Below are 26,543 nucleotides of genomic sequence, written 5' to 3' on the forward strand. Positions count from 1 at the left end.
GACCGCAACAGCAGGAAAGGGCCGGCCATGACCGACGCCACATCATACGCGGCGGCAGCATCGGCCCGGCTCGATCGGCTCTGGCAGCGGGGCCGGGACTTCCTCGGCACCCGCACCGCCGTGATGGGCGGAGCCATGAGCTGGGTGTCGGAACGGCACTTGGTCTCCGCCATTTCCAATGCTGGCGGTTTCGGCGTGCTGGCCTGCGGCTCGATGGCCCCGGACCAGCTGGCGGTGGAGATCGCCGGCACCCGTGCGCTGACCGACAAGCCGTTCGGCGTCAACGTCATCAACATGCACCCGGCGCTGGACCAGCTGATCGACGTCTGCCGCGAGCAGGGCGTCGGCCATGTGGTCGTCGCCGGCGGCCTGCCGACCGGCGCCACCCTGCGCCGCATCAAGGACGGCGGGGCCAGGGCGATGGCCTTCGCCCCCACGCTGGGGGCCGGCCGCCGGCTGGTGAAGCAGGGCGCCGACGCGCTGGTGATCGAGGGAACCGAGGCCGGCGGCCATATCGGCCCGGTCTCCACCACCGTGCTGGCCCAGGAAATCCTGCCCGACCTGCGCGAGGTGCCGGTGTTCGTCGCCGGCGGCATCGGCCGGGGCGAGACGATCCTCTCCTATCTGGAACTGGGGGCGGCAGGCGTGCAGGTCGGCACCCGCTTCGTCTGCGCCACCGAATGCGTGGCCCATCCCAATTTCAAGCAGGCCTTCATCCGCGCATCCGCCCGCGACGCCCAGCCGTCGGTGCAGATCGACCCGCGCTTCCCTGTCATCCCGGTGCGGGCGCTGGCGAACGAGGCGTCGAAGCGCTTCATGGAATTCCAGCGCGACATCATCGTCAAGGTCGATTCCGGCATCATGAGCCGCGACGAAGGCATGCTGGAGATCGAGCATTTCTGGGCCGGCGCGCTGCGCCGCGCGGTCATCGAGGGCGACGTGGAGAACGGCTCCCTCATGGCCGGGCAGAGCGTCGGGCTTGTCACCCGCGAACAACCGGTGGCCGACATCCTCGCCGAATTGATCGCCCAGGCCGAATCGGCGCTGGCACGGCGGGCGATGGATGCGGCATCGTTAGACCTGATGGCGGAGCCGACGGTGGGAGCGCTGTAGCGATGACCGACACCCTCGACACGGCAGCCGGTGACGGCGGTATGGGCGGGGGAATGCATCCCCGCTTCGACGGCACCTCGTCGCGCCGGCTGCTCGCCCGGCTGCGCGACATCATGGCCGGGTCGGGGTCGGGGCAGGACCGGCTGGACAAGATCGTCACGCTGATCGCGGCGGAGATGAAGGCCGACGTCTGCTCCTGCTACATCATGCGGGCCGGCGAGGTGCTGGAGCTGTTCTCCACCGAAGGCCTGAACAAGACCGCCGTCCACAACACCCGCCTGCGGGTGGGCGAGGGCATCGTCGGCTACATCGCCGGCCATGCCCGCCCGGTGGCGCTGGACAACGCCCCCTCCCATCCCAGCTTCGCCTATCGCCCGGAAACGGGGGAGGACCCGTTCCAGTCGCTGGCCGGCGTGCCGATCCTGCGCGGCAGCAAGGTGCGCGGCGTGCTGGTGATCCAGCACAAGGACCGCCGCCGCTATGTCGAGGAGGAGGTGGAAACCCTCCAGACCATCGCCATGGTCGTCGCCGAGCTGGTGGCCCAGAGCGAACTGGTCAACCCGGTGGAGGTCACCACCACCGGCGATCCCGTTCTGCTGCCCGCCCGCCTGTCCGGCACGGCGATGAGCGCCGGGCTGGCCATGGGGCTGGCCGTCATCCACCGGCCGCAGCTGACCGTCCGCCAGATGGTGGCGGAGGACGCCGACGCCGAGCTGGAGCGCTTCAACACCGCGCTGCAGACCATGCACAGCGCCATCGACGACCTGCTGGAAGCGGCGTCGCTGGCGGGTCTCAGCGAACCGCGCGACATCCTGGAGACCTACCGGATGTTCGCCGAGGACCGCGGCTGGCTGTCGCGCATCCGCGAGGCCATCCGCGTCGGCCTGACCGCCGAGGCCGCGGTGCAGCAGGTGCAGAACGACACCCGCGCCCGCATGAGCCACCTGACCGATCCCTACATCCGGGAACGGTTGATGGATTTCGAGGACCTGACCAACAGGTTGCTGCAACATCTGGCCGGCAAGACCAGCGGCACCGACGGGGCCACCCTGCCCGACGACATGATCCTGGTCGCCCGCTCCATGGGGCCGGCGGAACTGCTGGATTACGACCGCACCCGGCTGCGCGGTCTGCTGCTGGAGGAAGGATCCCCGGCCAGCCATGTCTGCATCGTCGCCCGCGCGCTGAACATCCCGGTGGTGCAGGCGGCCGACGCGCTGAACCGGATCGAGCCGCTGGACCAGCTGATCGTCGACGGTGACCATGGGCAGGTCTTCATCCGCCCGGCCGAAGACATCCAGATGGCCTTCGCCGAGGCGGTCGCGTTGCAGCACCGCAAGGAGCAGATGTATGCGGAGATCCGCAACCTGCCCTCGGTGACGCGCGACGGGGTGCCGATCTCCATTCAGCTGAACTGCGGCCTTCTGATCGACCTGCCGCATTTGACCGCCAGCGGCGCCGAGGGGGTCGGGCTCTACCGCACCGAAATCCCCTTCATGGTCCGTGCGTCATATCCCGACGTGAAGGCGCAGACCGACCTCTATTCCCGCATCCTGGACGAGGTCGGCGACAGGCCGATCGTCTTCCGCACGCTGGATGTCGGCGGCGACAAGATGCTGCCCTACATGACCGGCGGCGAGGAGGAGAACCCGGCGCTGGGCTGGCGCGCGGTGCGAATCGGACTGGACCACCCGTCGCTGCTGCGCCAGCAACTGCGCGCGCTGCTGCTGGCCGCCGCCGGCCGGCCGCTGTCGGTGATGTTCCCGATGATCGCCGAGGTGGCGGAGTTCGACGGCGTCCGCCGCCTGCTGGACCTGGAGTTGAAGCGGCTGGCCGCCCAGGGCATCGACCCGCCCGGCAGCCTGCGTGTCGGCACGATGATCGAGGTGCCGTCGCTGTTGTGGCAACTTCCGGCGCTGTTGCCGCGGCTGGATTTCCTGTCGGTCGGCTCCAACGACCTCACCCAGTATCTGTTCGCCGCCGACCGTGGCAACCCGCGCACCTCCACCCGCTACGACCCGCTGTCGCCATCGATGCTGTGCGTGCTGCGGCGGCTGGTGGACGAATGCGCCAAGCACAAGGTGTCGCTGAGCATCTGCGGCGAGATGGCCGGCCGGCCGCTGGACGCCATGGCGCTGATCGGCGTCGGCTTCCGCACCCTGTCGATGTCGCCGCCGTCGGTCGGTCCGGTGAAGACCATGCTGCGCTCGATGGACGTCGGGGCGCTGCGGCAGTACATGAGCGGGCTCTACACCGGGGCCGACCACAGCCTGCGCGACAAGCTGAAGACCTTCGCCAAGGATCACGGGGTTCTGATCTGAGGGGGCAACTTCGCCCCCAGGCCACTCCCCAGGCCACTTGTCACGACCCGCAGCCCCCGACCCGCGGTCATTGCGGTTGCGCCGCGGGGGCGGCATGTCGTACCCATTCCGCTTGTTGCATCCGCACGGATGCCCCGGTTGCGCATGACTTTCGGCGTGCGCGCTAGTTGCGAGCAGATGGCGAACCCATGGCCAAGCGCAAGGTTTTCGACGATTTTGACCCGGCTTCGGCCGGCCCCTCCGTATCCGAGACCCTGCGCTCCACGCGCATGGCGCACGGCTATGACCTGCGCGACGTCGCGACGATGCTGCGCATCCGTTATCCGTACCTGCTGGCCATTGAGGAAGGGCGGTTCGAGGAACTGCCGGGCAGCACCTACGCCATCGGTTTCCTGCGGTCCTACGCCGAGTGCCTGGGGCTGGACCCCGACACCGTCGTCACCCGCTACAAGGACGAGGCGGCGGGCACCGTCCGCCGGCAGGAACTGTACCTGCCGACCCCGGCGGCCGAAGGGGGGCGCGCCTCGGGCGGGACGCTGCTGCTGGGCACGCTGGTTCTGGCCGGCATCGTCTATGGCGGCTGGTATTATCTGTCGGCGACCGACCGCACGGTGACCGATCTGGTGCCGACCCTGCCGGACCGGCTGGTCTCGCTGCTGGACGGCGTGCCGTCCAAGCCCGCCGCCCCGGCGCCCGAGCAGGCCGGCACCGCGGCGCAGCCGGGGGCGGAGCCGTCGGTTCCGGCGCCGGTGATCGCCGCCGCGCCGACCGCACCGCCGCCCGCCGCGGCCCCGACTCCCGCTGGTCCCGCCCCCGTCGCCGGAGCTCCTGCTCCGGGTACAGCGGCGAAGCCGCAGCAAGGGACCGCTCCGGCGCCGGCCGCTTCGACGGTTGCCGGCAAGCCGCCGGCCGTCGCGGCCGTTCCGCCCGCGGTTCTGCCGCCGGCCCAGTCGCCGCTGCCGTCCGCCAACGCGCCGTCCACCAATCAGACTGCCGGGCAGGTCCCCGCACAGTCTGTCGTCAACGTTCCGGCCCCGCCGCCTGAGGATGACGAGGAGGCGTCGCCCCAGGACCCGACCCCGCTGAACGCCGCGGCCAATCCGCCCGCCGCACCGGCCGCCCCGACGGCGACGGTGCCAGCCAACGGCAAGGTCTATGGCACGCTGAACACCAATGCGAAGCTGGTCCTGAAGGCCACCCAGGAAAGCTGGCTGCAGGTGCGCGACGGCGGCGACATCGTGTTTACCCGCGTGCTGAAGCCGGGCGACACCTTCCGCGTTCCCGACAAGCCCAACGTGAAGATCCGCACCGGCAATGCCGGCGGTCTGGTGGTGATGGCGGATGGCGGCGAAAGCCCGCCGCTGGGCTCCGTCGGGCAGGTTCTGCGCGATGTCGCCATCGACAGCCATGGGGTGGTGCGGCGCTGAGACGTTGCGTGAGCGCCCTGCCATCCTGGATGGCCCACTTAAATGCATGGCTTGAATACCCGATCTTGAATCCGGGGCGCCGGACCGCACTTCTGGCCTGACGCCGGCTGCGCTAGGATGCGGCTTCCGGCCCCCATTCCCGGGATTGTTTCGCTGTCCAGAGGCTGACCTGAGATGACCGTGCGCGCCTACCGCCAGATCCTTCGCCGCAAATCGCGCCAGATTCGCGTCGGCAACGTGTTGGTCGGCGGCGACGCGCCGATCTCGGTCCAGACCATGACCAACACGCCGACCACCGACGTGAAGGCGACGGTGGAGCAGATCCAGGCGGCCGAGCGGGTGGGGGCGGACATCGTGCGCGTGTCCTGCCCCGACCGCGAGTCGGCGCTGGCGCTGAAGGACATCGTGCGACAGGTGAAGGTGCCGATCGTCGCCGACATCCATTTCCACTACAAGCGCGCCATCGAGGCGGCGGAGAGCGGTGCGGCCTGCCTGCGCATCAACCCCGGCAACATCGGCTCGGCCGAGCGGGTGCGCGAGGTGGTGAAGGCGGCCAAGGATCATGGCTGTTCGATGCGCATCGGCGTCAATGCCGGCTCGCTGGAGCAGGATCTGCTGGAGAAATACGGCGAGCCCTGCCCGGAGGCGATGGTCGAAAGCGCGCTGAACCACGCCAGGATCCTGGAAGACAACGACTTCCGAGAATTCAAGATCTCGGTGAAGGCGTCGGATGCCTTCCTGGCCGTCGCCGCCTATCAGGGGCTGGCCGAGGCCTGCGACTACCCGCTGCACATCGGCATCACCGAAGCGGGCGGCCTGCGCGCCGGGACGGTGAAGTCGTCGATCGGGCTCGGCATGCTGCTGTGGTCGGGCATCGGCGACACGTTGCGCGTCTCGCTGTCGGCCGATCCGGCGGAAGAGGTCCTGGTCGGCTACGACATCCTGAAGTCGCTGGGCCTGCGCCGCCGCGGCGTCACCGTCATCTCCTGCCCCAGCTGCGCGCGGCAGAACTTCAACGTCATCAAGACGGTGGAACTGCTGGAGCAGAAGCTGGCCCACATCACCACGCCGCTGACCCTGTCGGTCATCGGCTGCGTCGTGAACGGGCCCGGCGAGGCGCGGGAAACCGACATCGGCCTGACCGGCGGCGGCAACAACACCCATCAGGTCTATCTGTCCGGCGTCACCGACCACCGGCTGAAGGACCAGGACATCGTCCAGCATCTGGTCGGTCTGGTCGAGAAGAAGGCCGCCGAGATCGAAGCGGCGAAGGCCGCATCGGAAGCTGCCGAAGCCGAAACCACCCGAGACGTGGCCCCCGCCGCGGAGTAAGCTGCCCCCGTTTTAAGCAGGGACAGTGATCCGCGGCGTGACCACCACCTCCTACCTCGTCATCGGCGCCAGCCACCGGACCTGTTCCGGCGCGGTCCGCGACCGCCTGTCCACCGACGAGGCGGAAGTGGCGGGCATGCTGGAGCGGCTGCGCGCCGCAGGCGTGGGGCAGGCGCTGTGGCTCAGCACCTGCGACCGGGTGGAGGTGCAGGCGGTCCACGAGCGCCCGAACGAGGCGGCGCTGGCGATCGCCGAGGCGATGGCCGACCGCGTCGGCCTGCCCACCGCCGATCTGGCGCCGCAGCTCTACACCCGGACCGGCATCGACGCCGTGCGCCACCTGTTCGCGGTGGCCTGCTCGCTCGACAGCCAGATCGTTGGCGAACCGCATATCCTGGGCCAGTTGAAGGCCGCCCATCGCAGCGCCGCCGGCGCCGGGATGACCGGGCCGGAGCTGGAGGCGGTGCTGCAGGCCGCCTATGCCGCCGCCAAACGGGTGCGCAGCGAGACGCCGATCGCGGAGGGCGCCACCTCGCTGGCCGCCGCCGCCATCCAGGTGGCGCGCGACCTGCACGGCGACATCCGGCGCTGCGGCGCCCTGCTGCTGGGGCTGGGCGACATGGGCGCCCTGGTGCTGGAGGGGCTGCGCGATGCCGGGCTGCCGCGGCTGACGGTCGCGGCGCCGGTGGACCGGCGGGCGGAAGCGGCGGCACGGCGGCTGGACGGGCATTTCGCCCCCTGGGCCGATCTGGAGACGGCGATGACCGGCGCCGATATCCTGGTGGCCGCGGCCGGCCTCGGGCGCTATATCCTGACCGCTCCGATGATGGAGGCGGTGCTGAAGCGCCGCCGCCGCCGTCCGGTCTTCGTGGTCGATGCCGCCATTCCGGCGGACGTCGATCCCGCGGTGGCGGGCATGGACGGCGCCTTCGTCTATGATCTGGCCGATCTGGAGCGGGTGGCGCTGCAGGGCCGCGTCGGGCGCGAGGCGGCGACCCAGGCCGCCTGGATGATCGTGGACGAGGCGGTGGCCGCCTTCGCCCGCGACCGGGCGGAACGCGCCGCGGTGCCCGCCGTGGCGGCGCTTCGCAGCCATTTCGAGGCGGAACGGCGGCGCCTGCTGGCCGGGCACGGCGATCTGGACGCGGCGTCAGCGACGCGGCTGCTGGTCAACCGGCTGCTGCACGCCCCGTCGGAAGCGCTGCGCGCGCTGGCCGCCGACGGCAGCGGCGAGGGGCTGGCCGAACGGGCCGCGGCCGAACGGCTGATGTTCCGGCTGTTCGGGCTGGACAGGTTCGGGCGGGACGGTATGGCCTGTGATGGGGCCGAAGAGACTGAACGGGATAAGGACGAGCGACGTGAGCCTGGACGAGAAGTTCGATAAGGTGATGGCCCGGTACGACGAGCTGCGCGACACGCTTGCGGCCGGCCTTGCCGAGTCCGGCGACTTCGCCCGGCTGTCCAAGGAATATGCCGACCTCACCCCGATTGCCGAGGCCATCGCGGAGCTGAAGAGGGGCCGCGCCGAGGCCGCCGATCTGGCGGAGATGATCGCCGCTCCCGACGCCGATCCCGAGATGAAGGCGATGGCGGAGGAGGAATTCCACGTCCTGACCAAACGCATCCCGGATCTGGAGCGCAAGGTGCAGATCTCGCTGCTGCCGAAGGACGAGGCGGACGAGAAGAACGCCATCCTGGAGGTGCGCGCCGGCACCGGCGGCGACGAGGCCGCCCTGTTCGCCGCCGAGCTGTTCGAGATGTACCGCCGCTACGCCGGCCTGCATGGCTGGCGGTTCGAGGCGATGGACGTCAGCGAGACCGGCATCGGCGGCTACAAGGAGGCGACCGCCAACATCACCGGCCGCGGCGTGTTCGCCCGGCTGAAGTTCGAGTCCGGCGTCCACCGCGTCCAGCGCGTGCCGGCGACCGAGGCGCAGGGCCGCATCCACACCTCCGCCGCCACCGTCGCCGTGCTGCCCGAGGCGGAGGAGGTGGACATCCACATCGACGAGAAGGATCTGCGGATCGACGTCTTCCGCTCCTCCGGTCCCGGCGGCCAGTCGGTCAACACCACCGACAGCGCGGTGCGCATCACCCACCTGCCGACCGGGCTGGTGGTGAGCCAGCAGGACGAGAAGTCGCAGCACAAGAACAAGGCCAAGGCGCTGAAGGTGCTGCGCGCCCGGCTGTACGACCGCGAACGCGCGGAGAAGGACGCCGCCCGTGCCGCCGACCGCAAGAATCAGGTCGGCAGCGGCGACCGCTCGGAACGCATCCGCACCTACAACTTCCCACAAGGGCGCGTGACCGACCACCGCATCAATATGACGCTCTACAAGATCGACAAGGTGATGGCCGGCGAGGCGCTGGACGAACTGATCGACGCGCTGGTGTCCGAGGACCAGGCCGCCCGGCTGGCGGAGCTGGGGTGAGGGGCTTCAGGGGGCGTGCGCCTTAGTTCCCTCCCCCGCCCAGCGGGGGAGGGTCAGGGTGGGGGCAAGTGTCCGCACGTCGAACCCCTCCCAGAGCTTGCAGCACGCTCGTCGCCACCCCCTCCGGATTGCGCAGCACGTCGTTGTTCCAGAACCTGAGTACCCGCCAGCCGCGCTCTTTCAGAAACTTCGTGCGCGCCTCGTCATAGCCGGAGTCCGCATGCTGCCCGCCATCGACCTCTACCGCGATGCAGACCTCCAGGCAGGCGAAATCAAGGATATAGGGAGGGATCGGATGCTGACGCCGGAACCGCCAGCCGCCAAGCTGGCCGTTGCGCAGATATCGCCACAGGCGCCGCTCGGCGTCAGTCGGCAGCGTGCGCATGCCGCGGGCGCGGTGCTTGAGGACGGGGTCGCGCATGGGATGAGTGCGGATGTGTGGGAGGCTTGCCCCCACCCTAACCCTCCCCCGCTGGGCGGGGGAGGGGATGAGTTGTCGCGGGGGAGAGGAGTACAATCATGAACCTCCGCACCCTGCGCGCCCAGGCCGAGGCGCGGCTGCGCGAGGTTGGCGTCGATACGCCGGAACTCGACGCCCGCTACCTGCTCGAACATGCGCTGACCCTTACCCGGACCGATTTCGTTACGAAGACGGAACAACCTATCCCCGACGCCGATGCCGCCCGTGCCCTGGCTCTGGTCGAGCGTCGTGCCGCGCGGGAACCGGTGGGGCGCATCCTGGGACACCGGGAGTTCTGGACCATCGACCTCGCCCTCAACCCCGACACGCTGGAGCCGCGGCCCGACACCGAGACGGTGGTGGAGGCGGTGCTGGCCACCATCCCCGACCGGAAGGCCCCGCTGCGCCTGATCGATTTCGGAACCGGAACGGGCTGCATCCTGCTGGCGCTGCTGTCGGAGCTGCCGAACGCCACCGGCGTCGGCGTCGATCTCAGCCCGCTGGCGGTGGAGGGGGCGGCCGGCAATGCCGAGCGCAACGGGCTGGCGGACCGCGCCCGCTTCCAGACCGGCGATTGGGCCAAGGGGATCGAGGATCATTTCGACATCGTGGTGTCCAACCCGCCCTACATCCCCAGCGCCGACATCGCCACGCTGGAGCCGGAGGTGCGGGAGCACGACCCGCTCCGCGCGCTGGACGGCGGGCCGGACGGGCTGGAGCCCTACCGTATCCTCGCCGCCGAGCTGCCACGCCTGCTGGTTCCCGGCGGGGTGGCCGCCTTCGAGGTCGGGCAGGGTCAGGCGGAGGGTGTGGCGGCGCTGGTCGAGGCGCAAGGATTGGGGGAGACCGCGATCCTGTGTGACCTGGGTGGGGTAAAGCGCTGCGTCAGGGCGCGAAAGGCGCTGTGAGCCGGCCGCTTATCCAAAAAAACGGTTGGATCGCCGGGCTTTGCCGGGTAGTGTGCGGTACACGACCGCGAACCTACGGCCTGCGGAGCACGATTCTCGGATGGTTTTCTGCCGAGCGCTGACCGCCATGGCCCGCCGCACGCGATGCGGACGCGTCGTTTGAACCCCGTGAGCGACCCATGGAAATCGTCCATGGCAGACCGGGCGGCCGGGCCGGAAGGCCGGATGGCCGCCGGAGCGTTCCGGGGACTGCACTTCTCTTGCATGGGGCCTTAAGAGCCGAATGAGACAGGGACCGAACTCCAGGCGTTCGCGTGGTCGTGGCAACAGCGGCGGCGGGGGCAGCGGCGGTGGTGGTGGCGGGGGCGGCGGTGGTGCCGGCCGGCGCCAGAACGTTCCGCTGCGTCACCAGACCTTCGACAGCAACGGCCCGGATGTCCGCATTCGCGGCAATGCGTGGCAGGTGCAGGAAAAGTACCAGGCGCTGGCCCGCGACGCGATGTCGTCCGGCGACCGCGTGCAGGCGGAAAACTACCTGCAGCATGCCGAGCATTACCTGCGCATCATCAACCAGATCCAGGAATCGGAAAACCGCCAGCGCGGCGGCCAGCCCAGCATCGGGCACGGCCACCAGTCGCAGGGCTCCTCGCAGGTCGGCGACGATGACGACCAGCAGGGCGAGGACGAGACGGACGGCGAGGAGCGTGCGGCCGTCAACGCCTGACGCCTCGCGTTTTTGAGCCTGGATACCTGAAGCCTGGATACCTGAAGTTCAGGCCGGCGTGACCGGGTCGCCCACCGCGATCCGGCCGCCGCCGGTCACCCGGGCGCGCAGCAGGATCTGGCTGTGGCCGTACCCCCGCTCCATGATGGTCGGCAAGCTGAGGTCGGCGACGCCGCTGTCCGGGTTCACATCGTTGCCGGGCGTGCAGTCCAGCGCCTCCACCACCTCCAGCGTTGCGCCGCCGATGGTCAGGGTCCGGCCGATCCAGCCGCGTTCCGCCCACGGATCGATGCCGTCCAGCAGCAGGTTGGCGCGCAGGCGGCGGGGATCGACCGGCTGCTTGGCGATCCGCTCCTCCACATCGCGCAGGCTGGCGAGGTTCAGCAGGGTGACCGACGGTTCCTCGCTGTCGCCGAAGGCGCCGTGCTGCGCCTCGATCAGGCGGGGCATGCCGGGGACGATCCCGGCCAGATAGGCGGCGAAGAACTGTTCCAGCAACGTGCGGCCCATCGGCTGGTCCAGCCGGCCGCGCGACACCTGCCGGCCGCCGCGGCGGATGATCAGCGCGCGCGTCTCCTCATCGAACTCCGTCTGCAGCGCCGCCAGCTTTTCCGTGCGGTCCAGCGTGAAGAAGTCGGACGGCAGGCGCCAGCCTTCCGTCTCGGTGTCCAGCGCGGCCGGGCCGTGCAGCAGCCCGTAACGGCGGTCGAGCGGGATCGCCTGTCCGGCGGTCAGGTCGGTGGCGGTCAGGTCCTGGCCGCTCATGCCCTTGACGGGATAGCGGCGGATGGCGGTCAGTGTGGCGTTCATTGCACTGCACAATGAAAGGGCCGGAGCGTCCCTGTCAACCGATGCGGTGCCTGTTTCTCACCTTGCGGTTGGGGGAAAAGCGGTTGGCAGTCATCCGGACCGCCCGCTCCACCCGCATGATCTGGTGCCGCTACCAGCGTTCGGCGACGGGGCGGTGCCCTAGAAATTCCTCCAGCCGCCGCCCGGTGGCCGGCGACAGGTCCGCCGGAAGCCGGTCGATCGGGAAGAAGCGGGCCTCGACGATCTCCACCCCATCGGCCTTCGGCGTGCCGCTCCAGCCGCGCACGACGAAGACCGCCACATGGTCGCTCGCCCCGTTGCGGAAGCGGGCATAGATGCCGAAAGGCTGAGCGGGACGGTCGGCGATCAGCCCGACCTCCTCCCGCACCTCGCGCCGCATGGCGTCGGACAGCGTCTCCCCCCGCCCGACGCCGCCGCCGGGAAAGTGCCAGCCGCCGACATAGCTGTGGCGGATCAGCAGCACACGCGGGGTGGCCGGGTCCGACTCGTCGAGGATGATCGCCCGTACCCCCATGGTCAGCGGGCGCGCGATCCGGTGCCAGGCACCGCGCAGGCTCCAGGCGAGGCGCAGCAGCCGCGCCGTCATGGTCCGCGGCATGGCTTGGCCAGCAGGGGTTGCTGCGGGCTTCACATCAGGGGCGCTGCGCGTGGCGGGAGGTGTGGTGGAACTGGCCAGATCGGTCATGATGGGAATCCGGGGCGGGGAGACCGGCGGAAGGCGGGCAGGCGGCAGTCTAGCCGGGGCGGGCGGGCGCCGTGTAGGGGGGCAATCGGCGGGTGGCGTGCTACCCCTTTCTTACGGTCCTACGCGGTCGGGACGACGGGGGTGTGGCGGCGTTTCTCTCCCGATAACCTTTCTACGCCGATGGTCTTGCATGACTTCCCGGCTTGCCTACATCTCCCGCAGCATCCTTGCGGATCGCACTGTCATGTGGATCGAGTTGGCCGGGCTGCCTCGCGGACGGTCGACGGGAGATGAGGGGAGCATCATGGATTTCGAAAAATACACCGAGCGTAGCCGCGGGTTCATCCAGGCCGCGCAGACCCTGGCCGTGCGCCGCGGGCATCAGCGCCTGACCCCGGAACACCTGCTGAAGACTCTGCTGGACGACAAGGAAGGCCTTGCCGCCAACCTGATCCGTGCGGCGGGCGGCGACCCGAAGGCGGCCCTGTCGGCGGTCGATGCCGAACTGGACAAGCTGCCGAAGGTGGAAGGCAGCGGCGCCGGTCAACTCTACCTGACGCCCGAGCTTTCCCGCGTCTTCGAACAGGCGGAGAAGGTGGCCGAAAAGGCCGGCGACAGCTTCGTCACCGCCGAACGCATCCTGCTGGCGCTGGCCATGGCCGACGGCACCCCGTCGGGCAAGGCGCTGAAGTCCGCCGGCGTGACGCCGCAGGCGCTGAACACCGCCATCAACGACATCCGCAAGGGCCGCACCGCCGACAGCGCCAGCGCCGAGCAGGGCTATGACGCGCTGAAGAAATACGCGCGCGACCTGACCGCCGCGGCGCGCGACGGCAAGCTCGATCCCGTCATCGGCCGCGACGAGGAAATCCGCCGCACCATCCAGGTTCTGGCGCGGCGCACCAAGAACAACCCCGTGCTGATCGGCGAGCCCGGCGTCGGCAAGACCGCCATCGTCGAAGGTCTGGCCCAGCGCATCGTCAAGGGCGACGTGCCGGAAGGCTTGAAGAACAAGCAGCTGCTGTCGCTCGACCTCGGCGCGCTGGTGGCCGGCGCCAAGTATCGCGGCGAGTTCGAGGAGCGGCTGAAGGCCGTGCTGTCGGAAATCCAGGCGGCGGCCGGCGAGATCGTCGTCTTCATCGACGAGCTGCACACGCTGGTCGGTGCCGGTAAGTCGGACGGCGCGATGGACGCCTCCAACATGCTGAAGCCCGCGCTGGCGCGCGGTGAACTGCACTGCGTCGGCGCCACCACGCTGGACGAGTTCCGCAAATACATCGAGAAGGACGCGGCGCTGGCCCGGCGCTTCCAGCCGGTCTTCGTGTCGGAGCCGACGGTGGAGGACACCATCTCCATCCTGCGCGGCCTGAAGGAGCGCTATGAGGTGCACCATGGCGTGCGCATCACCGACAGCGCCATCGTGTCGGCGGCGACCCTGTCCAACCGCTACATCACCGACCGCTTCCTGCCCGACAAGGCCATCGACCTGATCGACGAGGCGGCGAGCCGCCTGCGCATGGCGGTGGACAGCAAGCCGGAGGCCATCGACGAGCTGGACCGCCGCATCATCCAGCTGAAGATCGAGCGCGAGGCGCTGAAGCGCGAGCAGGATGCCGCGTCGCGCGACCGGCTGACCAACCTGGAAGCCGAACTGGCCGATCTGGAGCAGGACTCGGCCGAGCTGACCGCCAAGTGGCAGGCCGAGAAGGACCAGCTGCAGGGCGCGCAGAAGATCAAGGAGGATCTGGAGAAGGCCCGCACCGAACTGGAGACGTCGCAGCGCGACGGCAACTGGGGCCGCGCGGGCGAACTTGCCTACGGTGTCATTCCGGGCCTGGAGAAGGCCTTGAAGGATGCCGAGGAGCATGCCAGCAGCCGGATGCTGAACGAGGAGGTGCGCGACGGCGACATCGCCGCGGTGGTCAGCCGCTGGACCGGCGTGCCGGTCGACAAGATGCTGGCCGGCGAGCGCGAGAAGCTGCTGGCGATGGAGGACAAGCTGCGCGGCCGGGTCATCGGCCAGGACGAGGCGATCGTCGCCGTGTCCAACGCCGTTCGCCGGGCGCGGGCGGGCCTGCAGGATCCGAACCGTCCCATCGGTTCCTTCCTGTTCCTGGGTCCGACCGGCGTCGGCAAGACCGAGCTGACCAAGGCGCTGGCCGAGTTCCTGTTCGACGACGAGACGGCGATGGTCCGGCTCGACATGTCGGAATACATGGAAAAGCACTCCGTCGCCCGCATGATCGGCGCGCCTCCGGGCTATGTCGGCTATGAGGAGGGCGGGGCGCTGACCGAGGCGGTGCGCCGCCGGCCCTATCAGGTCGTGCTGTTCGACGAGGTGGAGAAGGCCCATCCCGACGTTTTCAACGTGCTGCTGCAGGTGCTGGACGACGGCCGCCTGACCGACGGGCAGGGCCGCACCGTCGATTTCCGCAACGTCGTCATCATCATGACCTCCAACCTCGGCTCGCAGGCGCTGGCCGAGCAGCCGGAGGGCGAGGACAGCGGCGCCGTGCGCGAAGAGGTGATGGAGGCCGTCCGTGCCCATTTCCGGCCGGAGTTCCTGAACCGCCTGGACGAGATCCTGCTGTTCCACCGGCTCGACCGCCGGCACATGGGCGGCATCGTCAAGATCCAGCTCGGCCGCCTGACCAAGATGCTCGCCGACCGCGAGATCACGCTGACGGTGGACGAAGCCGCGACCGAATGGCTGGCCGAAGCCGGCTACGACCCGGTGTACGGCGCGCGTCCGCTGAAGCGGGTGATCCAGCGCGAGCTGCAGAACCCGATGGCGACCCTGATCCTCGAAGGCCGCATCAAGGACGGCCAGACGGTGGCGGTCGGCGCGGAGGGCGGTTCGCTGACCATCGACGGCCAGCCTGTCAGCGGGTTGGTTCGGCGGGGGTGAACGGGTCGATACCCTCTCCCGTCCCGGGAGAGGGAAGGGGCCCAAGCGAAGCTTGGGAAGGGTGAGGGGTGATCCAAGGATCAGAAATCCATGTTCGGATCACCCCTCACCCTCCCGCCTTCGGCGGGTCCCTCCCTCTCCCGGGGCGGGAGAGGGCTGCTCAATAATACGGCGCGCCCAGCCCTTCCGCTTCGAACGTTGCCTTCACCGCCGGACGTTCCAGGACACGGGCGAGATAAGGCCCGAGATTGCCCAGCGTACGTGCCGGGCGGCCCATGAAGCGGGTCCAGCGGCACAGCATGAACAGGTACGGGTCGACCGCGCTGTACGTGTCGCCCAGAAGCCACGTACGCCCAGCAAGCCCGCGGTCCAGGCCATCGAAATGGCCGTTCAGCCGGGCCTCGGTCGCCGTCTTGAAGGCTGCCTGCGCCCCGGCGCCCTCAACGTAACGCTCGGGGTAGAAGTACAGCAGCATCTCGGCCTGGACGCTGTTGGTCAGGTAGACCAGCCACTTGTAGAACTCCGCCCGCTCGGCCGTGCCGACCGCCGGGGCGAGCTTCACCTCCGGGTGCGTGTCGGCCAGATGCAGGCAGATGGCGGCGGCCTCGTACAGCACCAGATCGCCGTCCACCAGCGTCGGCACCCGGCCGTGCGGGTTCAGCGCCAGATAGGCGGCGCTCTTGTGCTCCCCCTTCTCGCGGTCGAGCAGCACGAGGTCGAAGGGCCGACCGATCTCGCGCAGCAGGATGTGCGGGGCCATCGCGGCGGTGCTGGGCATGCCATAGAGCGTGGGGCCATAAAGCGTGGGCAAGGCGGTCTCTCCCTCCGGTCGTTCGGGTCAAGCTGTCCCATCGGGTCGAACCTCCCGCCAGCGTCTTGCACGCATGGCACGGATGACCAGGAAGCAGGTTTGTGGAGTGGCCGAACTGTGCGTATGATCGGCGGTACTGTTTAACAAATCGAACACCCCCCGGCGGACCTCGACCGTGCGGCGGGGGGAACGAACCCGACAAGACCGAACAGGAAGACTCTTTCCATGACCGCTCCGGGCAGCACCGTCGGCAACTCCGCCGCCAGCCGCGACAAGGCCTTCATCCTCCATCCCTACACCAACCTGGACGTCCACGAGACGCAGGGGCCGATGATCATCGATCGCGGCGAGGGCATCCGCGTCTTCGATGACGGCGGCAAGGATTACATCGAGGGCATGGCCAGCCTGTGGTGCGTCTCGCTCGGCTGGGGTGAGGAGCGGCTGGTCCAGGCGGCGGCCAAGCAGATGCGGCAGCTGTCCAGCTATCACATCTTCGGCCACAAGTCGCACGAGCCGGGAATCGATCTGGCGGAAAAGCTGATCGGGCTGGCGCCGGTGCCGATGTCGAAGGTCTTCTTCGCCAATTCGGGTTCGGAAGCCAACGACACCGCGATCAAGCTGATCTGGTACTACAACAACGCGCTTGGCCGGCCGGAGAAGAAGAAGATCCTCTCGCGCCAGCGTGCCTATCACGGCGTGACGGTGGCGACCGCCAGCCTGACCGGGCTGCCCAACAATCACCGTGATTTTGACCTGCCGATCGCCCGCATCATCCACGGCGACTGCCCGCACCATTACCGCAACGGGCTTGAGGGCGAGAGCGAGGAGGCCTTCGCCACCCGCCTCGCCGAACAGCTGGAGGCGCTGATCCTGGCCGAAGGGCCGGACACCATCGCCGCCATGTTCGCCGAGCCGATCATGGGCGCCGGCGGCGTCGTGGTGCCGCCCGCGACCTACTTCGCCAAGATCCAGCCGGTGTTGAAGAAATACGACATCCTGCTGGTCGCCGACGAGGTGATCTGCGGCTTCGGCCGCACCGGCAATTTCTGGGGCAGCCAGACCATGGGCATGCAGCCGGACATCCTGACCTGCGCCAAGCAGCTGTCGTCGGGCTATCTGCCGATCTCCGCCGTCATGGTGACCGACGCCATCTATCGCGCCTGCGTCGACGAGAGCCGGAAGATCGGCACCTTCGGCCATGGCTACACCTACTCCGCCCATCCGGTGGCGGCGGCGGTGGCGCTGGAAACGCTGAAGATCTACGAGGAACGCGACATCGTCGGCCATGTCCGTTCGGTCGCCCCGGCCTTCCAGTCGCGGCTGAAGGCGCTGGCGGAGCATCCTCTGGTCGGCGAGGCCCGCGGCATCGGCCTGATCGGCGCGCTGGAACTGGTGGCCGACAAGGCGACCAAAACCCCGTTCGACCCGGTCGGCCGCGCCGGTGCGGTGGTCAACGGCCTGAGCCAGGACAACGGGCTGATCGTCCGCGCCATGGGCGATTCCATCGCGCTCTGCCCGCCGCTGGTGATTTCCGAAGCGGAGATCCACGAGACCTTCGACCGGCTGACCAAGGCGCTCGACGCCGCGGTTCCGGTTCTGCGGGGGTAAGGATAGACGGAGGGGGTGGGGCGCTTCGCGCCCTATCCCCTCCGCAGATGCATCTTGCCCAGGCCGCCCAGCGCGTCGAACAACTGGCGGAACTGGGTGAGGAATTGCTCCCAGGTCACCTTCGTCGTCGGCTCGATGGCGGCGTGCAGGGCGCCGAGGCTGGTCCTGCCGTCGATCCGCGACAGGATCGGGCCGGCCAGCCGGGGCAGGGGCAGGGCCACCACGCTGCCCATCAGATCGAATTCCAGGCTGCCGCCGGGCGGCACGTTCTTCGCCACCGTCGGGCCGTCGATGTCGCGTAGGACCGGGACCACATCCGGCCCGTCCGGCGCGATGCGCGCGGCGTCCAGATCGGCCGGACACAGCAGATAGGCGATGTGCTTGGTGAAGGCGCCGGTGATGCGTTCGGTCCAGGCGGCGCGTTCCAGCATGCCCATCCCCTCCAGCCGCTTCAGCACGCGGGCGTCCTTGACCCACAGCGACGGTTCGTAGCGCAGCGGGTCGATCAGCGTCGCGATGGCAAGGCCGGCGCTGTCCGCCAGTTCCGCCAGTTGCGGCACGCTGTAGGGACGGTCGCAGCTGTGCAGCAGCAGGTCGTAGAGGTTGGCGTCGGCCAGCCGGTGGTCGCTGATGTGCGGGTTGTTCAGCAGCCAGTTGGTCGGCGGCAGCGCCTGGATCAGCCGGCGCGCCAGCGCCACCTTCTCGGCCGGCGGCAAGCCTTCGGTCATGCCGCGCAGCGCCTCCTGCATCGGGTAGACGCCGGTGCGGCCATAGGGGGCGTAGACCATGATGCCGATGCCGCCGCCGGGCGCCAGTGCGCCGGCCAGAGAGCGCAGGCCTGCCGCCGGATCGTCCAGATGGTGCAGCACGCCGCAGCAGTCGATGTAGTCGAACGGCCCCATTCCATCGAGTTCCAGCAGTGATCCACGGCGGAAGTCGATGTTGGTCAGGCCGCGCGCCTTGGCCCGCGCCTCGGCGACGGCGCGGCTGGCGTCGGACAGGTCGATGTAGGCGATGCGGCCGGGATTGCCGGCATCGGCCATCTGCTGCGCCAGCATGATGGTGCCGTCCCCCGTGCCGCCGCCGGCCACCAGCACGCGCAGCGGTTTGGAATGGTCGATCCGGCCGCCGAAGACATGCTGAACCAGCTCGTCCAGGTGGCTGGGCGAACCGGTGATCAGGCGCTTGGACTCGTCGGCCGGGTTGCGCGCCGGGTAGGGGTAGGCCTCGTACTGGGCGCGCAGGTCGTCGATGCTCATGGGGGACTGCTCATAAGAAACGGGCGCGGCGACCATAGCACCGCAGCCGCACCCGCCGCATCCGCCTGATGACGGCCCGTCTCAGCCGGGCCACGCCGCCGCCGGCCGCACCTCGCCCACCCGCGTGCCGGCACGGTTCAGCAGCGGCGTGGTCAGCAGGTGAGGCACGCGCGCCCATTGGGCGTCGGTCAGCACCTTGGTCGAACGGATCAGGGCGGCGAGCGCGACCTCGCGGGCGCGGGCGGCGCCATCCTCGATCTTCAGCGCGATGCCAATGCCCTGTTCCGGGATCACGGCGCAGCCGACACCCTCGGCCCCGCCCTTGACCAGGACGGCGCCTCCGGCCGCTTCCATCAGCGCGGTGTCGAAGGTGCCGGTGCCGCCGATCAGGAAGGGGTGCTTGCCCCAGGCGGCGGCGATGCGGGTGACGGCCGCGGCGCGCGCGTCGGGCAGGTCGACCGGGTCGGCGATGCGGGCCATGGCATAGGCGATGGCGCCCAGAGGAATGCCGATTGTGGGGATGGAACAACCGTCGACGCCCCAAGGCGCGCCGAACAGGTCCTGGCCGGTCATCTGCTCCATCACGCCCAGGATGCGCTGCTGCACCGGGTGTTCGTAGCGAACATAACCCTTCAGCCGCTCGCCCTTGTGCTTCGCCGTGGTCAGGAAACCGCTGTGCTTGCCGGAGCAGTTGTTGTGGAAGGCGGTCGGCGCCTCGCCGCGGCGGACCAGATCCTCGGCGGTGGCGGGATCATAGGGGATCTGCGCGCCACATTCGTAATCGTCGATCCGCAGCCCGACCCGCTCCGCCCAGGACCGCACCAGTTCGGTGTGGCGCGCCTCGCCATTGTGGGAGGAGCAGGCGAGCGCCAGTTCCTCGTCCCCCAGCCCGAAGGCGTCGAGCGCGCCGCTTTCCACCAGCGGGATCGCCTGCAGCGACTTGATGGCGGAGCGCGGGTAGACGGGGGCGTCGATGTCGCCCCAGCGCGCCAGCACATGGCCGCCGGCATCGACGATGCAGGCGCGGGCGCGGTGGACTGACTCAACCAGGCTGCCGCGTGTCACCTCGACGATGATCGGGCTTTCCGCCGGGCCGGACAGGTCGGCTCGGCCTTCGGCGCTTTCACCATGATGGTGGGAGTGGCCATGATGGTGGGAATGGCCGTGGTGGTGATCCCCACCGCAGCAGGCGTGATCTTGCGTATGGTCTTGGCTCATGCCGGCAAGCTTGCCTCGGGCGGGCGGCGGCGGCAAGCTCCCGCCCGGTCATGTCCTTACCTAGATCAGCGGGTTCTTCATGCGTGGTTATTTCGGAATCGGGGTGGAGCGGATCAGCAAGCCGGGCAATGTCGGCAACCTGATGCGCACCGCCCATGCCTTCGGCGCCTCCTTCTTCTTCGCCATCGATCCGGAGCCGGATCTGCGGGAGACGAAGCTGGTCGACACCTCGGGCGCCACGCTGCACCTGCCGCTCTACATCCACGAGCGGGTCGCCGACTTCACCCTACCCAGGGACTGCATGCTGGTCGGGGTGGAGCTGACCGACGACGCGGTGGAACTGCCCAGCTTCCGCCACCCCTCCCGCGCCGCCTATGTGCTGGGGCCGGAGCGGGACAGCCTGTCGCCCGCCCTGCTGGCGCGCTGCGACCATGTGGTCAAGATCCCGATGTCCTTCTGCATCAATGTCGGCGTCGCCGGGGCGCTGGTGATGTATGACCGGATGATCTCGCTCGGCCGCTTTGCCGAACGGCCGGTCCGTCCCGGCGGCCCGTTGGAGGGGCCGGCGCAGCACAAGCATGGCAAGCAGATCATGCGCAAGGAGGACCGCCGCCGCCGCATCCGCGGGGAGCAGAAGCCGGTTCCCGACGACAGCGACGAGTAAGGATGCCTCAGAGCGGCAGCGGATCGTCCCCGGCGACGGCGCAGATCCGCTGCACCACCGCGGGCTTGGGCAGCGATATCTCTCCCTGTTCGAAGGCGACCACCTGAAGCGTGCCGCGCACCGCCTCCAGCAACTCGCCGCGGCGCAGCAGGAAGTCGGGGGAGGACGGGCGGCCGAAGCGGGCGTTGCCGTCGGCGAAGGTCTCGTAGATCAGCACGCCGCCCGGTTCCAGCGCCGCCAGGATGGCGGGGAAGAGCGGGCGGTGCAGGTAGTTGGTGACGACGATCCCGGCGAAGCGGCCGGCGGTTGGCAGGGAGGGGGTGTGGCTGCCCGAGGCGCCGTTCTCCAGATCGGCCTGGATCAGGGTGATGTTCGCGCCGCCTTCCAGGTCGGCGACGCCGCCGAGATCGCGGTCCAGCCCGACCACCGGATGGCCGCGCCGGTGGAACAGCCGCAGATGACGCCCGCCGCCGCAGGCGAGGTCGAGCACCGGGCCGCCCGCCCGCACCAGCGGGGCGAAGCGCTCCACCCAGGGGGAGGGCGGTGAAAGCGGGTGGGGCGTGGGCATGGTCGGATTTCCCTTCGCGGACTTTCCTTTGGCGGTCGCGGGAACGATATCACAGGTGGTATGGACGACAGGACCGGGCGGCGTTTGACGGCGCGGCCCGGCCGTGCTGAATTAGGACAAATCCCGAGTCGCGCCGCAACCCGGACCGGCGCACCGGGGCGGACCTTCCTGCTGCGGGTTAGTTTGGGGCTTGTGGGGATATGATCCTCTTCGCGTTGAGATGCTCGGCCGACCATCGGTTCGAGGCGTGGTTCCGCAACGGTGCCGCCTATGACGAACAGGCGGCGGCGCACCAGATCGCCTGCCCGATCTGCGGTGACACCGTCGTCGGCAAGGCGCCGATGGCCCCGCGCATCGCCAAGGGCGTCGCCAAGGCCGCCGACCGTGCGCGCGAACAGGCCGAAGCCGTCGCGGCGAACGCCCCGCCGGCGTCCGTGCCCGCCGCCATTCCCGGCCATGCCCCTTCCCTTGCGCCCGCCACCATGCCGGCGCCGATTCCCGCCCCGGTTCCGCTGCCCAGCGCCGCCGACATGGTCGCCGCCCTGCCGCCCAGCCTGAACGACGCCCAGCGCGAGGCGGTGGCCGAGGTGATGCGGCAACTGACCGAGGTGCGGCGCAGCGTGGAGAAGAACTGCGATTATGTCGGCGACCGCTTCGCCGAAGAGGCGCGGCGCATCCATTACGGCGAGACCGACCCCCGCGGCATCTATGGCGAGGCGTCGGACGACGAGGTCGCCGAACTGCACGAGGAAGGTGTGACATTTCACCGCATTCCGTGGATCCCACGGAGCGACTCCTGAGGGATGCGACCGCCGCGCCGGATGCGGCAGTACCACTGATTCCCAACGAAACCATTTGAAAAGCTGACTGTTTGTAAGGCGCGCCCGGAAACCGGCGCGCCTTTCTCATATGCCGCTGCAGCCCTGCCCAGGCCCGGGTTTCCGGGGGATCGTCCCCGGCCGGCGCGTCATCCCATCGACCAAGGTAGGGGGTGCGCCCAACAATGATCTGTATCAAACAATTGGGCAGGTCAAGGGCGTACGAATTACGGGGACAAGCCCGGACGCGATCGCCCGGACGGAAAATGCCCGAGTGTCTTAAAGACCGTCGAACAATCGCCGGCACTCGATGAGGGGACGCACATGACTCCAAATGCAACACGGATCCTGAACAATCCAAAGTTCCAGGAACTGGTGGCCAAACGGTCCGCCTTCGCCTGGACTTTGTCGATTGCCATGCTGGTCATCTATTTCGGTTTCATTCTTCTGGTGGCGTTCGGGAAATCGTTCCTGGGCACGCCGATCGGCTCCGGCGTCACGACCTGGGGCATTCCGGTCGGCGTCTTCACCATCGTGTCCGCCTTCATCCTGACCGGCATCTATGTCTACCGGGCGAACGGCGAATTCGACGAGCTGAACCGCCAGATCCTGGAGGAATCGAAGTGATCCGCGCCGCCACCACCCGCATCGCCGCCCCGGCCGCCGCCCTGGCCGCCATGGCGGGCGCGCTGGTTCCCGCCTCCGCTTACGCCGCCGCCGTCGAAGGCGCGGTGACCAAGCAGGCGACGAACTGGTCCGCCATCATCATGTTCCTGATCTTCGTCCTCCTGACGCTGGGCATCACCTTCTGGGCGGCCCGCCGGACGAAGTCGGCCAAGGACTTCTACGCCGCCGGCGGCGGCATCACCGGCTTCCAGAACGGTCTGGCCATCGCCGGCGACTACATGTCGGCCGCGTCCTTCCTGGGCATCGCCGGCCTGGTGTACGCCAACGGCTTCGACGGCCTGATCTTCTCGGTGGGCTGGCTGGTCGGCTGGCCGATCATCCTGTTCCTGATCGCGGAACGGCTGCGCAACCTCGGCAAGTACACCTTCGCCGACGTCGCCTCCTACCGCTTCCAGCAGACGCCGATCCGCACCCTGTCCGCCTGCGGCTCGCTGGCGACGGTCACCTTCTACCTGATCGCCCAGATGGTGGGTGCCGGCAAGCTGATCCAGCTGCTGTTCGGCCTCGACTATCTGGTCGCCGTGATCATCGTCGGCGTGCTGATGATCGGTTACGTAACCTTCGGCGGCATGCTGGCGACCACCTGGGTGCAGATCATCAAGGCGGTGATGCTGCTGTCCGGCGCCTCCTTCATGGCCTTCATGATCCTGGCGAAGTTCAGCTTCAGCCCCGAGGCGATGTTCAAGGCCGCCGTCGACATCCACCCGAAGGGTCTGGCGATCATGTCGCCGGGCGCGCTGATCAGCGACCCCGTCTCCGCGATCTCGCTGGGCATGGCGCTGATGTTCGGCACCGCCGGCCTGCCGCACATCCTGATGCGCTTCTTCACCGTCGCCGACGCCAAGGAAGCCCGCAAGTCGGTCTTCTACGCCACCGGCTTCATCGGCTACTTCTACATCCTGACCTTCATCATCGGCTTCGGCGCCATCCTGATGATCCTGGCCCCCGACGCCAACGGCGCCTATCCCTTCCTGACGGCGGCCCCGCTGGCCGGCGCCAAGGCGGTGATCGCCAACGTCATCGGCGGCACCAACATGGCGGCCATCCACACCGCCCATGCGGTCGGCGGCGACCTGTTCTACGGCTTCATCTCGGCGGTCGCCTTCGCCACCATCCTGGCGGTGGTCGCGGGTCTGACGCTGGCCGGCGCCTCTGCGGTCTCCCATGACCTGTACGCCTCGGTCATCGCCAAGGGCCGTGTGAACGAGGCCGACGAAATCCGCGTCTCGAAGATCACCACGGTCGTCATCGGCATCCTGTCGATCGTCCTGGGCATCGCCTTCGAGAACCAGAACGTCGCCTTCATGGTCGGCCTGGCCTTCGTCATCGCCGCTTCGGCCAACTTCCCGATCCTGCTGATGTCGATGTTCTGGAACAAGATGACCACCCGCGGCGCCGTCATCGGCGGCACCCTGGGTCTGGTTTCGGCGGTCACGATGCTGGTCCTGGGTCCGACGGTGTGGAAGGCGGTTCTGGGCAACCCGGCCGCGCTCTTCCCCTACGACAACCCCGGCCTGTTCTCGATCGTCATCGCCTTCGTCGGCATCTGGTTCTTCTCGATCACCGACAACAGCGCGCAGGCCCAGAAGGAGCGCAAGGACTTCGAAGCCCAGTACATCCGGTCGCAGACCGGCCTGGGTGCCGAAGGTGCCTCCGCCCACTAAAGCCACCTGCCGAAAGAAGAAAACGGGTACAGCGGCAAGAAGAAGAACGGAAGGGATCGCGTCTCGCACCGCATCCCTTCCCCCTTGGGGGAAAAGCTCCAGCCCGTGCGGTGAGCGAACCACGCCGCCAAATGTCGCACCCGCTTCCGGCATCACGCCCGGCGGGTGTATCCTGAAAAGCGCCTCCGGATCCGATCCGGGGGCGCTTTTTTATGCCCCGCCCTCCTGTGACGGAGCCCGCCCGTGCAGCACGCGACGCCGACCGCCTCCCCCGACTTCGATTTCGGCCGGCACCCCTTCGATCTGCTGACGGCGGATCAGCGCGCGGCGCTGGCCGGCGCGCTGGACATCGCGCTCTATCCGCGCGAGGCCGTGATCCTCTGCCGGGAAGAGCCGACCGACTCGCTGTTCGTCGTCCTGCGCGGGACCGTGCAGGAACGCCGCGGCGGCGATGTGGCGGCGCTCCATGGGCCGGGCGACCGCTTCGGCCTGCAGGCACTGTATGGCTCGGCGGGAGGGGACGGCGCCGGCGCCCGCCGCTTCGTCGCGGTCGAGGAGTGCGTCTGCCACCTGATCCCGCGCGCGGCGCTGGAGGCGCTGGCCGCCGAGAATCCCGCCTTCGGCACCGCCATCCTCGGCGACTTCGCCCAGCGCATGCGCGATCTGGCGGCCGAGCGGTCCAACCGCGAGATGGCGGCGCTGACCATGGCCCGCATCCGCCAAGCCTACCTGCACCCGCCGCTGTTCGTGGAGGCCGCCGCCAGCCTGCGCGAGGCGGCCGAGGCGATGAGGCAGAACCGTGCCAGCAGCGTCCTGGTGCGCGGGGCGGACGGGCAGACCGGCATCCTGACCGGCACCGACCTGCGCGATCTGGTGGTGCTGGATGGCCGGCCGGTGACCGACCCGGTCGGGCCGCTCGCCCGCTATGGTCTGCTGACGCTGGACCGTGACGACCTGCTGTTCAACGCGCTGGTTCTGATGACCAAGCATGCGGTGCGCCGCGTCGTGGTGACTGAGAACGGGGCCGTCGTCGGGCTGTTGGGGCAAAGCGACCTGCTGGCGGTGCTGTCCAACCATTCCCAGGTCATCGGCGTGCAGGTGGAGCATGCGACCGGGCCCGACGACCTGCGCCGGGCCAGCCGCTCCATCGTCGAGCTGATCCGCACCCTGCACGCCACCGGGGTCAAGGTGTCCTTCATCGCCGATCTGGTGACGGAGCTGAACCGCCGCATCTTCCGCAAGCTGTTCGAACTGCTGGCCCCGCCGGAGCTGCTGGCGAACAGCTGCCTGATCGTGATGGGCAGCGAGGGGCGCGGCGAGCAGCTGCTGAAGACCGACCAGGACAACGGCCTGATCCTGCGCGACGGCTTCGACTGTCCCGATCTGCCGCGCATCGCCGCCGAGTTCACCCGCCATCTGGTGGAGTTCGGCTATCCGCCCTGTCCGGGCAACATCATGCTGTCCAACCCGGAGTGGACGCGGCCGCTCGCCGGCTACAAGGATGCGATCTTCAGCTGGATCCACCGCCCGGACGAGGCGGCGCAGATGAACCTCGCCATCTTCTACGACGCCGCCCCGGTGGCCGGCGACGCCACGCTGCTGCAGGATGCGAAGGACTATCTGCTGGGCCGGCTGCAGGACAACCAGATGTTCTTCACCCAGTTCGCCCGTCCGACCCTGTCCTTCGACACGCCGAGCGGCCTGTTCGCCGCCCTGTTCGACCGGCGGCGGGGGGAGCCGGTGGACATCAAGAAGGCCGGAATCTTCCCAATCGTCCATGGCGTGCGGGCGCTGGCCCTGGAGAAGCACCGGGCGGAGACCAACACGGTGGAGCGCATCCAGGTGCTGGCCGAACTGGGCGCGCTGGACCGCAAGATGGCCGGGGATCTGGTGGAGGCCTTCACCATCCTGTCGACCATCCGGCTGAAGGCGCGCGTCGATCTTCCCGAGCCCGGATCGGAGGAGGGGGCGGAGCTGGCGATCGACAACCTCGTTTACCCCGACCGGCTGGGCAAGCTCGACCATGACCAGTTCAAGGACTGTCTGGCGCTGGTGAAAAGCTTCAAGGAGCTGATCGCCCATCATTTCCGCCTGAACCACTGAGG

The 26,543-nt window shown here is 68.9% G+C and carries 22 protein-coding genes; 15 read left to right on the forward strand and 7 right to left on the reverse strand.

Annotated features, from left to right (window positions below; all coding sequences use genetic code 11):
- Positions 1-27 precede the first annotated feature (27 nt).
- From J2Y49_RS01225 to prfA, 6 genes are all read left to right on the forward strand, one after another.
- Positions 28-1,113 carry a nitronate monooxygenase gene (locus J2Y49_RS01225; protein WP_310111182.1) on the forward strand — a complete coding sequence of 362 codons (1,086 nt, stop codon included), beginning with the start codon at positions 28-30 and terminating at the stop codon, positions 1,111-1,113.
- Positions 1,114-1,115: 2 nt separating this feature from the next.
- The gene (gene ptsP, locus J2Y49_RS01230; protein WP_409017767.1) at positions 1,116-3,434 is read left to right on the forward strand and encodes a phosphoenolpyruvate--protein phosphotransferase; all 2,319 of its coding nucleotides are present in this window, start codon (positions 1,116-1,118) and stop codon (positions 3,432-3,434) included.
- Positions 3,435-3,622: 188 nt separating this feature from the next.
- Complete coding sequence (locus tag J2Y49_RS01235; RefSeq protein WP_310111184.1) at positions 3,623-4,861, forward strand: RodZ domain-containing protein; 1,239 nt, start codon at positions 3,623-3,625, stop codon at positions 4,859-4,861.
- Positions 4,862-5,035: 174 nt separating this feature from the next.
- On the forward strand, positions 5,036-6,193 hold the full coding sequence (gene ispG / locus J2Y49_RS01240; protein WP_310111188.1) for a flavodoxin-dependent (E)-4-hydroxy-3-methylbut-2-enyl-diphosphate synthase: 1,158 nt from the start codon (positions 5,036-5,038) through the stop codon (positions 6,191-6,193).
- Between the two features lie 37 nt (positions 6,194-6,230).
- Entirely contained in the window at positions 6,231-7,577 is a 1,347-nt protein-coding gene (gene hemA, locus J2Y49_RS01245; protein ID WP_310111190.1) for a glutamyl-tRNA reductase, read from the forward strand.
- Positions 7,552-8,625 (forward strand): peptide chain release factor 1, encoded by a 1,074-nt coding sequence (gene prfA / locus J2Y49_RS01250; RefSeq protein WP_310111192.1) that lies wholly within the window; start codon positions 7,552-7,554, stop codon positions 8,623-8,625. The genes hemA and prfA overlap by 26 nt, the downstream gene beginning before the upstream one ends.
- Before the next feature lie 22 nt (positions 8,626-8,647).
- On the opposite strand, the gene J2Y49_RS01255 is transcribed toward prfA, so the two are convergent.
- Complete coding sequence (locus J2Y49_RS01255) at positions 8,648-9,046, reverse strand: endonuclease domain-containing protein (protein ID WP_310111194.1); 399 nt, start codon at positions 9,044-9,046, stop codon at positions 8,648-8,650.
- A gap of 98 nt (positions 9,047-9,144) precedes the next feature.
- Here J2Y49_RS01255 and prmC point away from each other — a divergent pair, with 98 nt between their 5' ends.
- Positions 9,145-9,993, forward strand: coding sequence for a peptide chain release factor N(5)-glutamine methyltransferase (gene prmC, locus J2Y49_RS01260; protein WP_310111196.1), 849 nt, complete (start codon positions 9,145-9,147; stop codon positions 9,991-9,993).
- Between the two features lie 283 nt (positions 9,994-10,276).
- A complete protein-coding gene (locus tag J2Y49_RS01265) occupies positions 10,277-10,717 on the forward strand; it encodes a DUF4167 domain-containing protein (protein WP_149223871.1) in 441 nt (146 codons plus the stop codon).
- 48 nt (positions 10,718-10,765) lie between these two features.
- On the opposite strand, the gene J2Y49_RS01270 is transcribed toward J2Y49_RS01265, so the two are convergent.
- Both J2Y49_RS01270 and J2Y49_RS01275 read right to left on the reverse strand, forming a co-directional pair.
- Positions 10,766-11,527: an MOSC domain-containing protein gene (locus J2Y49_RS01270; RefSeq protein WP_310111200.1), complete on the reverse strand. Its 762-nt coding sequence runs from the start codon at positions 11,525-11,527 to the stop codon at positions 10,766-10,768.
- Between the two features lie 130 nt (positions 11,528-11,657).
- A complete protein-coding gene (locus J2Y49_RS01275) occupies positions 11,658-12,233 on the reverse strand; it encodes an NUDIX domain-containing protein (RefSeq protein WP_310111203.1) in 576 nt (191 codons plus the stop codon).
- Between the two features lie 304 nt (positions 12,234-12,537).
- On the opposite strand from J2Y49_RS01275, the gene clpB reads away from it, so the two are divergent.
- Positions 12,538-15,141, forward strand: a complete 2,604-nt coding sequence (clpB, locus tag J2Y49_RS01280) for an ATP-dependent chaperone ClpB (protein WP_310111206.1) — start codon at positions 12,538-12,540, stop codon at positions 15,139-15,141.
- Between the two features lie 160 nt (positions 15,142-15,301).
- Here clpB and J2Y49_RS01285 read toward each other — a convergent pair whose 3' ends face one another.
- A complete protein-coding gene (locus J2Y49_RS01285; RefSeq protein ID WP_310111209.1) occupies positions 15,302-15,952 on the reverse strand; it encodes a glutathione S-transferase N-terminal domain-containing protein in 651 nt (216 codons plus the stop codon).
- 225 nt (positions 15,953-16,177) lie between these two features.
- Here J2Y49_RS01285 and J2Y49_RS01290 point away from each other — a divergent pair, with 225 nt between their 5' ends.
- On the forward strand, positions 16,178-17,560 hold the full coding sequence (locus J2Y49_RS01290; RefSeq protein ID WP_310111211.1) for an aspartate aminotransferase family protein: 1,383 nt from the start codon (positions 16,178-16,180) through the stop codon (positions 17,558-17,560).
- A gap of 32 nt (positions 17,561-17,592) precedes the next feature.
- Here J2Y49_RS01290 and J2Y49_RS01295 read toward each other — a convergent pair whose 3' ends face one another.
- Positions 17,593-18,819 (reverse strand): class I SAM-dependent methyltransferase, encoded by a 1,227-nt coding sequence (locus J2Y49_RS01295; protein WP_310111214.1) that lies wholly within the window; start codon positions 18,817-18,819, stop codon positions 17,593-17,595.
- Between the two features lie 81 nt (positions 18,820-18,900).
- Positions 18,901-20,037, reverse strand: coding sequence for an asparaginase (locus J2Y49_RS01300; protein ID WP_310111218.1), 1,137 nt, complete (start codon positions 20,035-20,037; stop codon positions 18,901-18,903).
- Between the two features lie 79 nt (positions 20,038-20,116).
- Here J2Y49_RS01300 and J2Y49_RS01305 point away from each other — a divergent pair, with 79 nt between their 5' ends.
- Complete coding sequence (locus J2Y49_RS01305; protein WP_014249007.1) at positions 20,117-20,701, forward strand: RNA methyltransferase; 585 nt, start codon at positions 20,117-20,119, stop codon at positions 20,699-20,701.
- Positions 20,702-20,708: 7 nt separating this feature from the next.
- Here J2Y49_RS01305 and J2Y49_RS01310 read toward each other — a convergent pair whose 3' ends face one another.
- Positions 20,709-21,269 carry a methyltransferase domain-containing protein gene (locus J2Y49_RS01310; protein WP_310111222.1) on the reverse strand — a complete coding sequence of 187 codons (561 nt, stop codon included), beginning with the start codon at positions 21,267-21,269 and terminating at the stop codon, positions 20,709-20,711.
- Between the two features lie 200 nt (positions 21,270-21,469).
- On the opposite strand from J2Y49_RS01310, the gene J2Y49_RS01315 reads away from it, so the two are divergent.
- From J2Y49_RS01315 to J2Y49_RS01330, 4 genes are all read left to right on the forward strand, one after another.
- Positions 21,470-22,069 (forward strand): DUF1178 family protein, encoded by a 600-nt coding sequence (locus J2Y49_RS01315; protein ID WP_310111224.1) that lies wholly within the window; start codon positions 21,470-21,472, stop codon positions 22,067-22,069.
- 342 nt (positions 22,070-22,411) lie between these two features.
- Entirely contained in the window at positions 22,412-22,714 is a 303-nt protein-coding gene (locus tag J2Y49_RS01320; RefSeq protein WP_014249004.1) for a DUF485 domain-containing protein, read from the forward strand.
- 50 nt (positions 22,715-22,764) lie between these two features.
- Positions 22,765-24,438, forward strand: a complete 1,674-nt coding sequence (locus J2Y49_RS01325) for a cation acetate symporter (protein ID WP_310113283.1) — start codon at positions 22,765-22,767, stop codon at positions 24,436-24,438.
- Positions 24,439-24,681: 243 nt separating this feature from the next.
- Positions 24,682-26,541: a DUF294 nucleotidyltransferase-like domain-containing protein gene (locus tag J2Y49_RS01330; protein WP_310111228.1), complete on the forward strand. Its 1,860-nt coding sequence runs from the start codon at positions 24,682-24,684 to the stop codon at positions 26,539-26,541.
- The last annotated feature ends 2 nt before the right edge of the window (positions 26,542-26,543 follow it).

The sequence above is a fragment of the Azospirillum sp. BE72 genome, assembly GCF_031455875.1.
GTDB lineage: Bacteria > Pseudomonadota > Alphaproteobacteria > Azospirillales > Azospirillaceae > Azospirillum.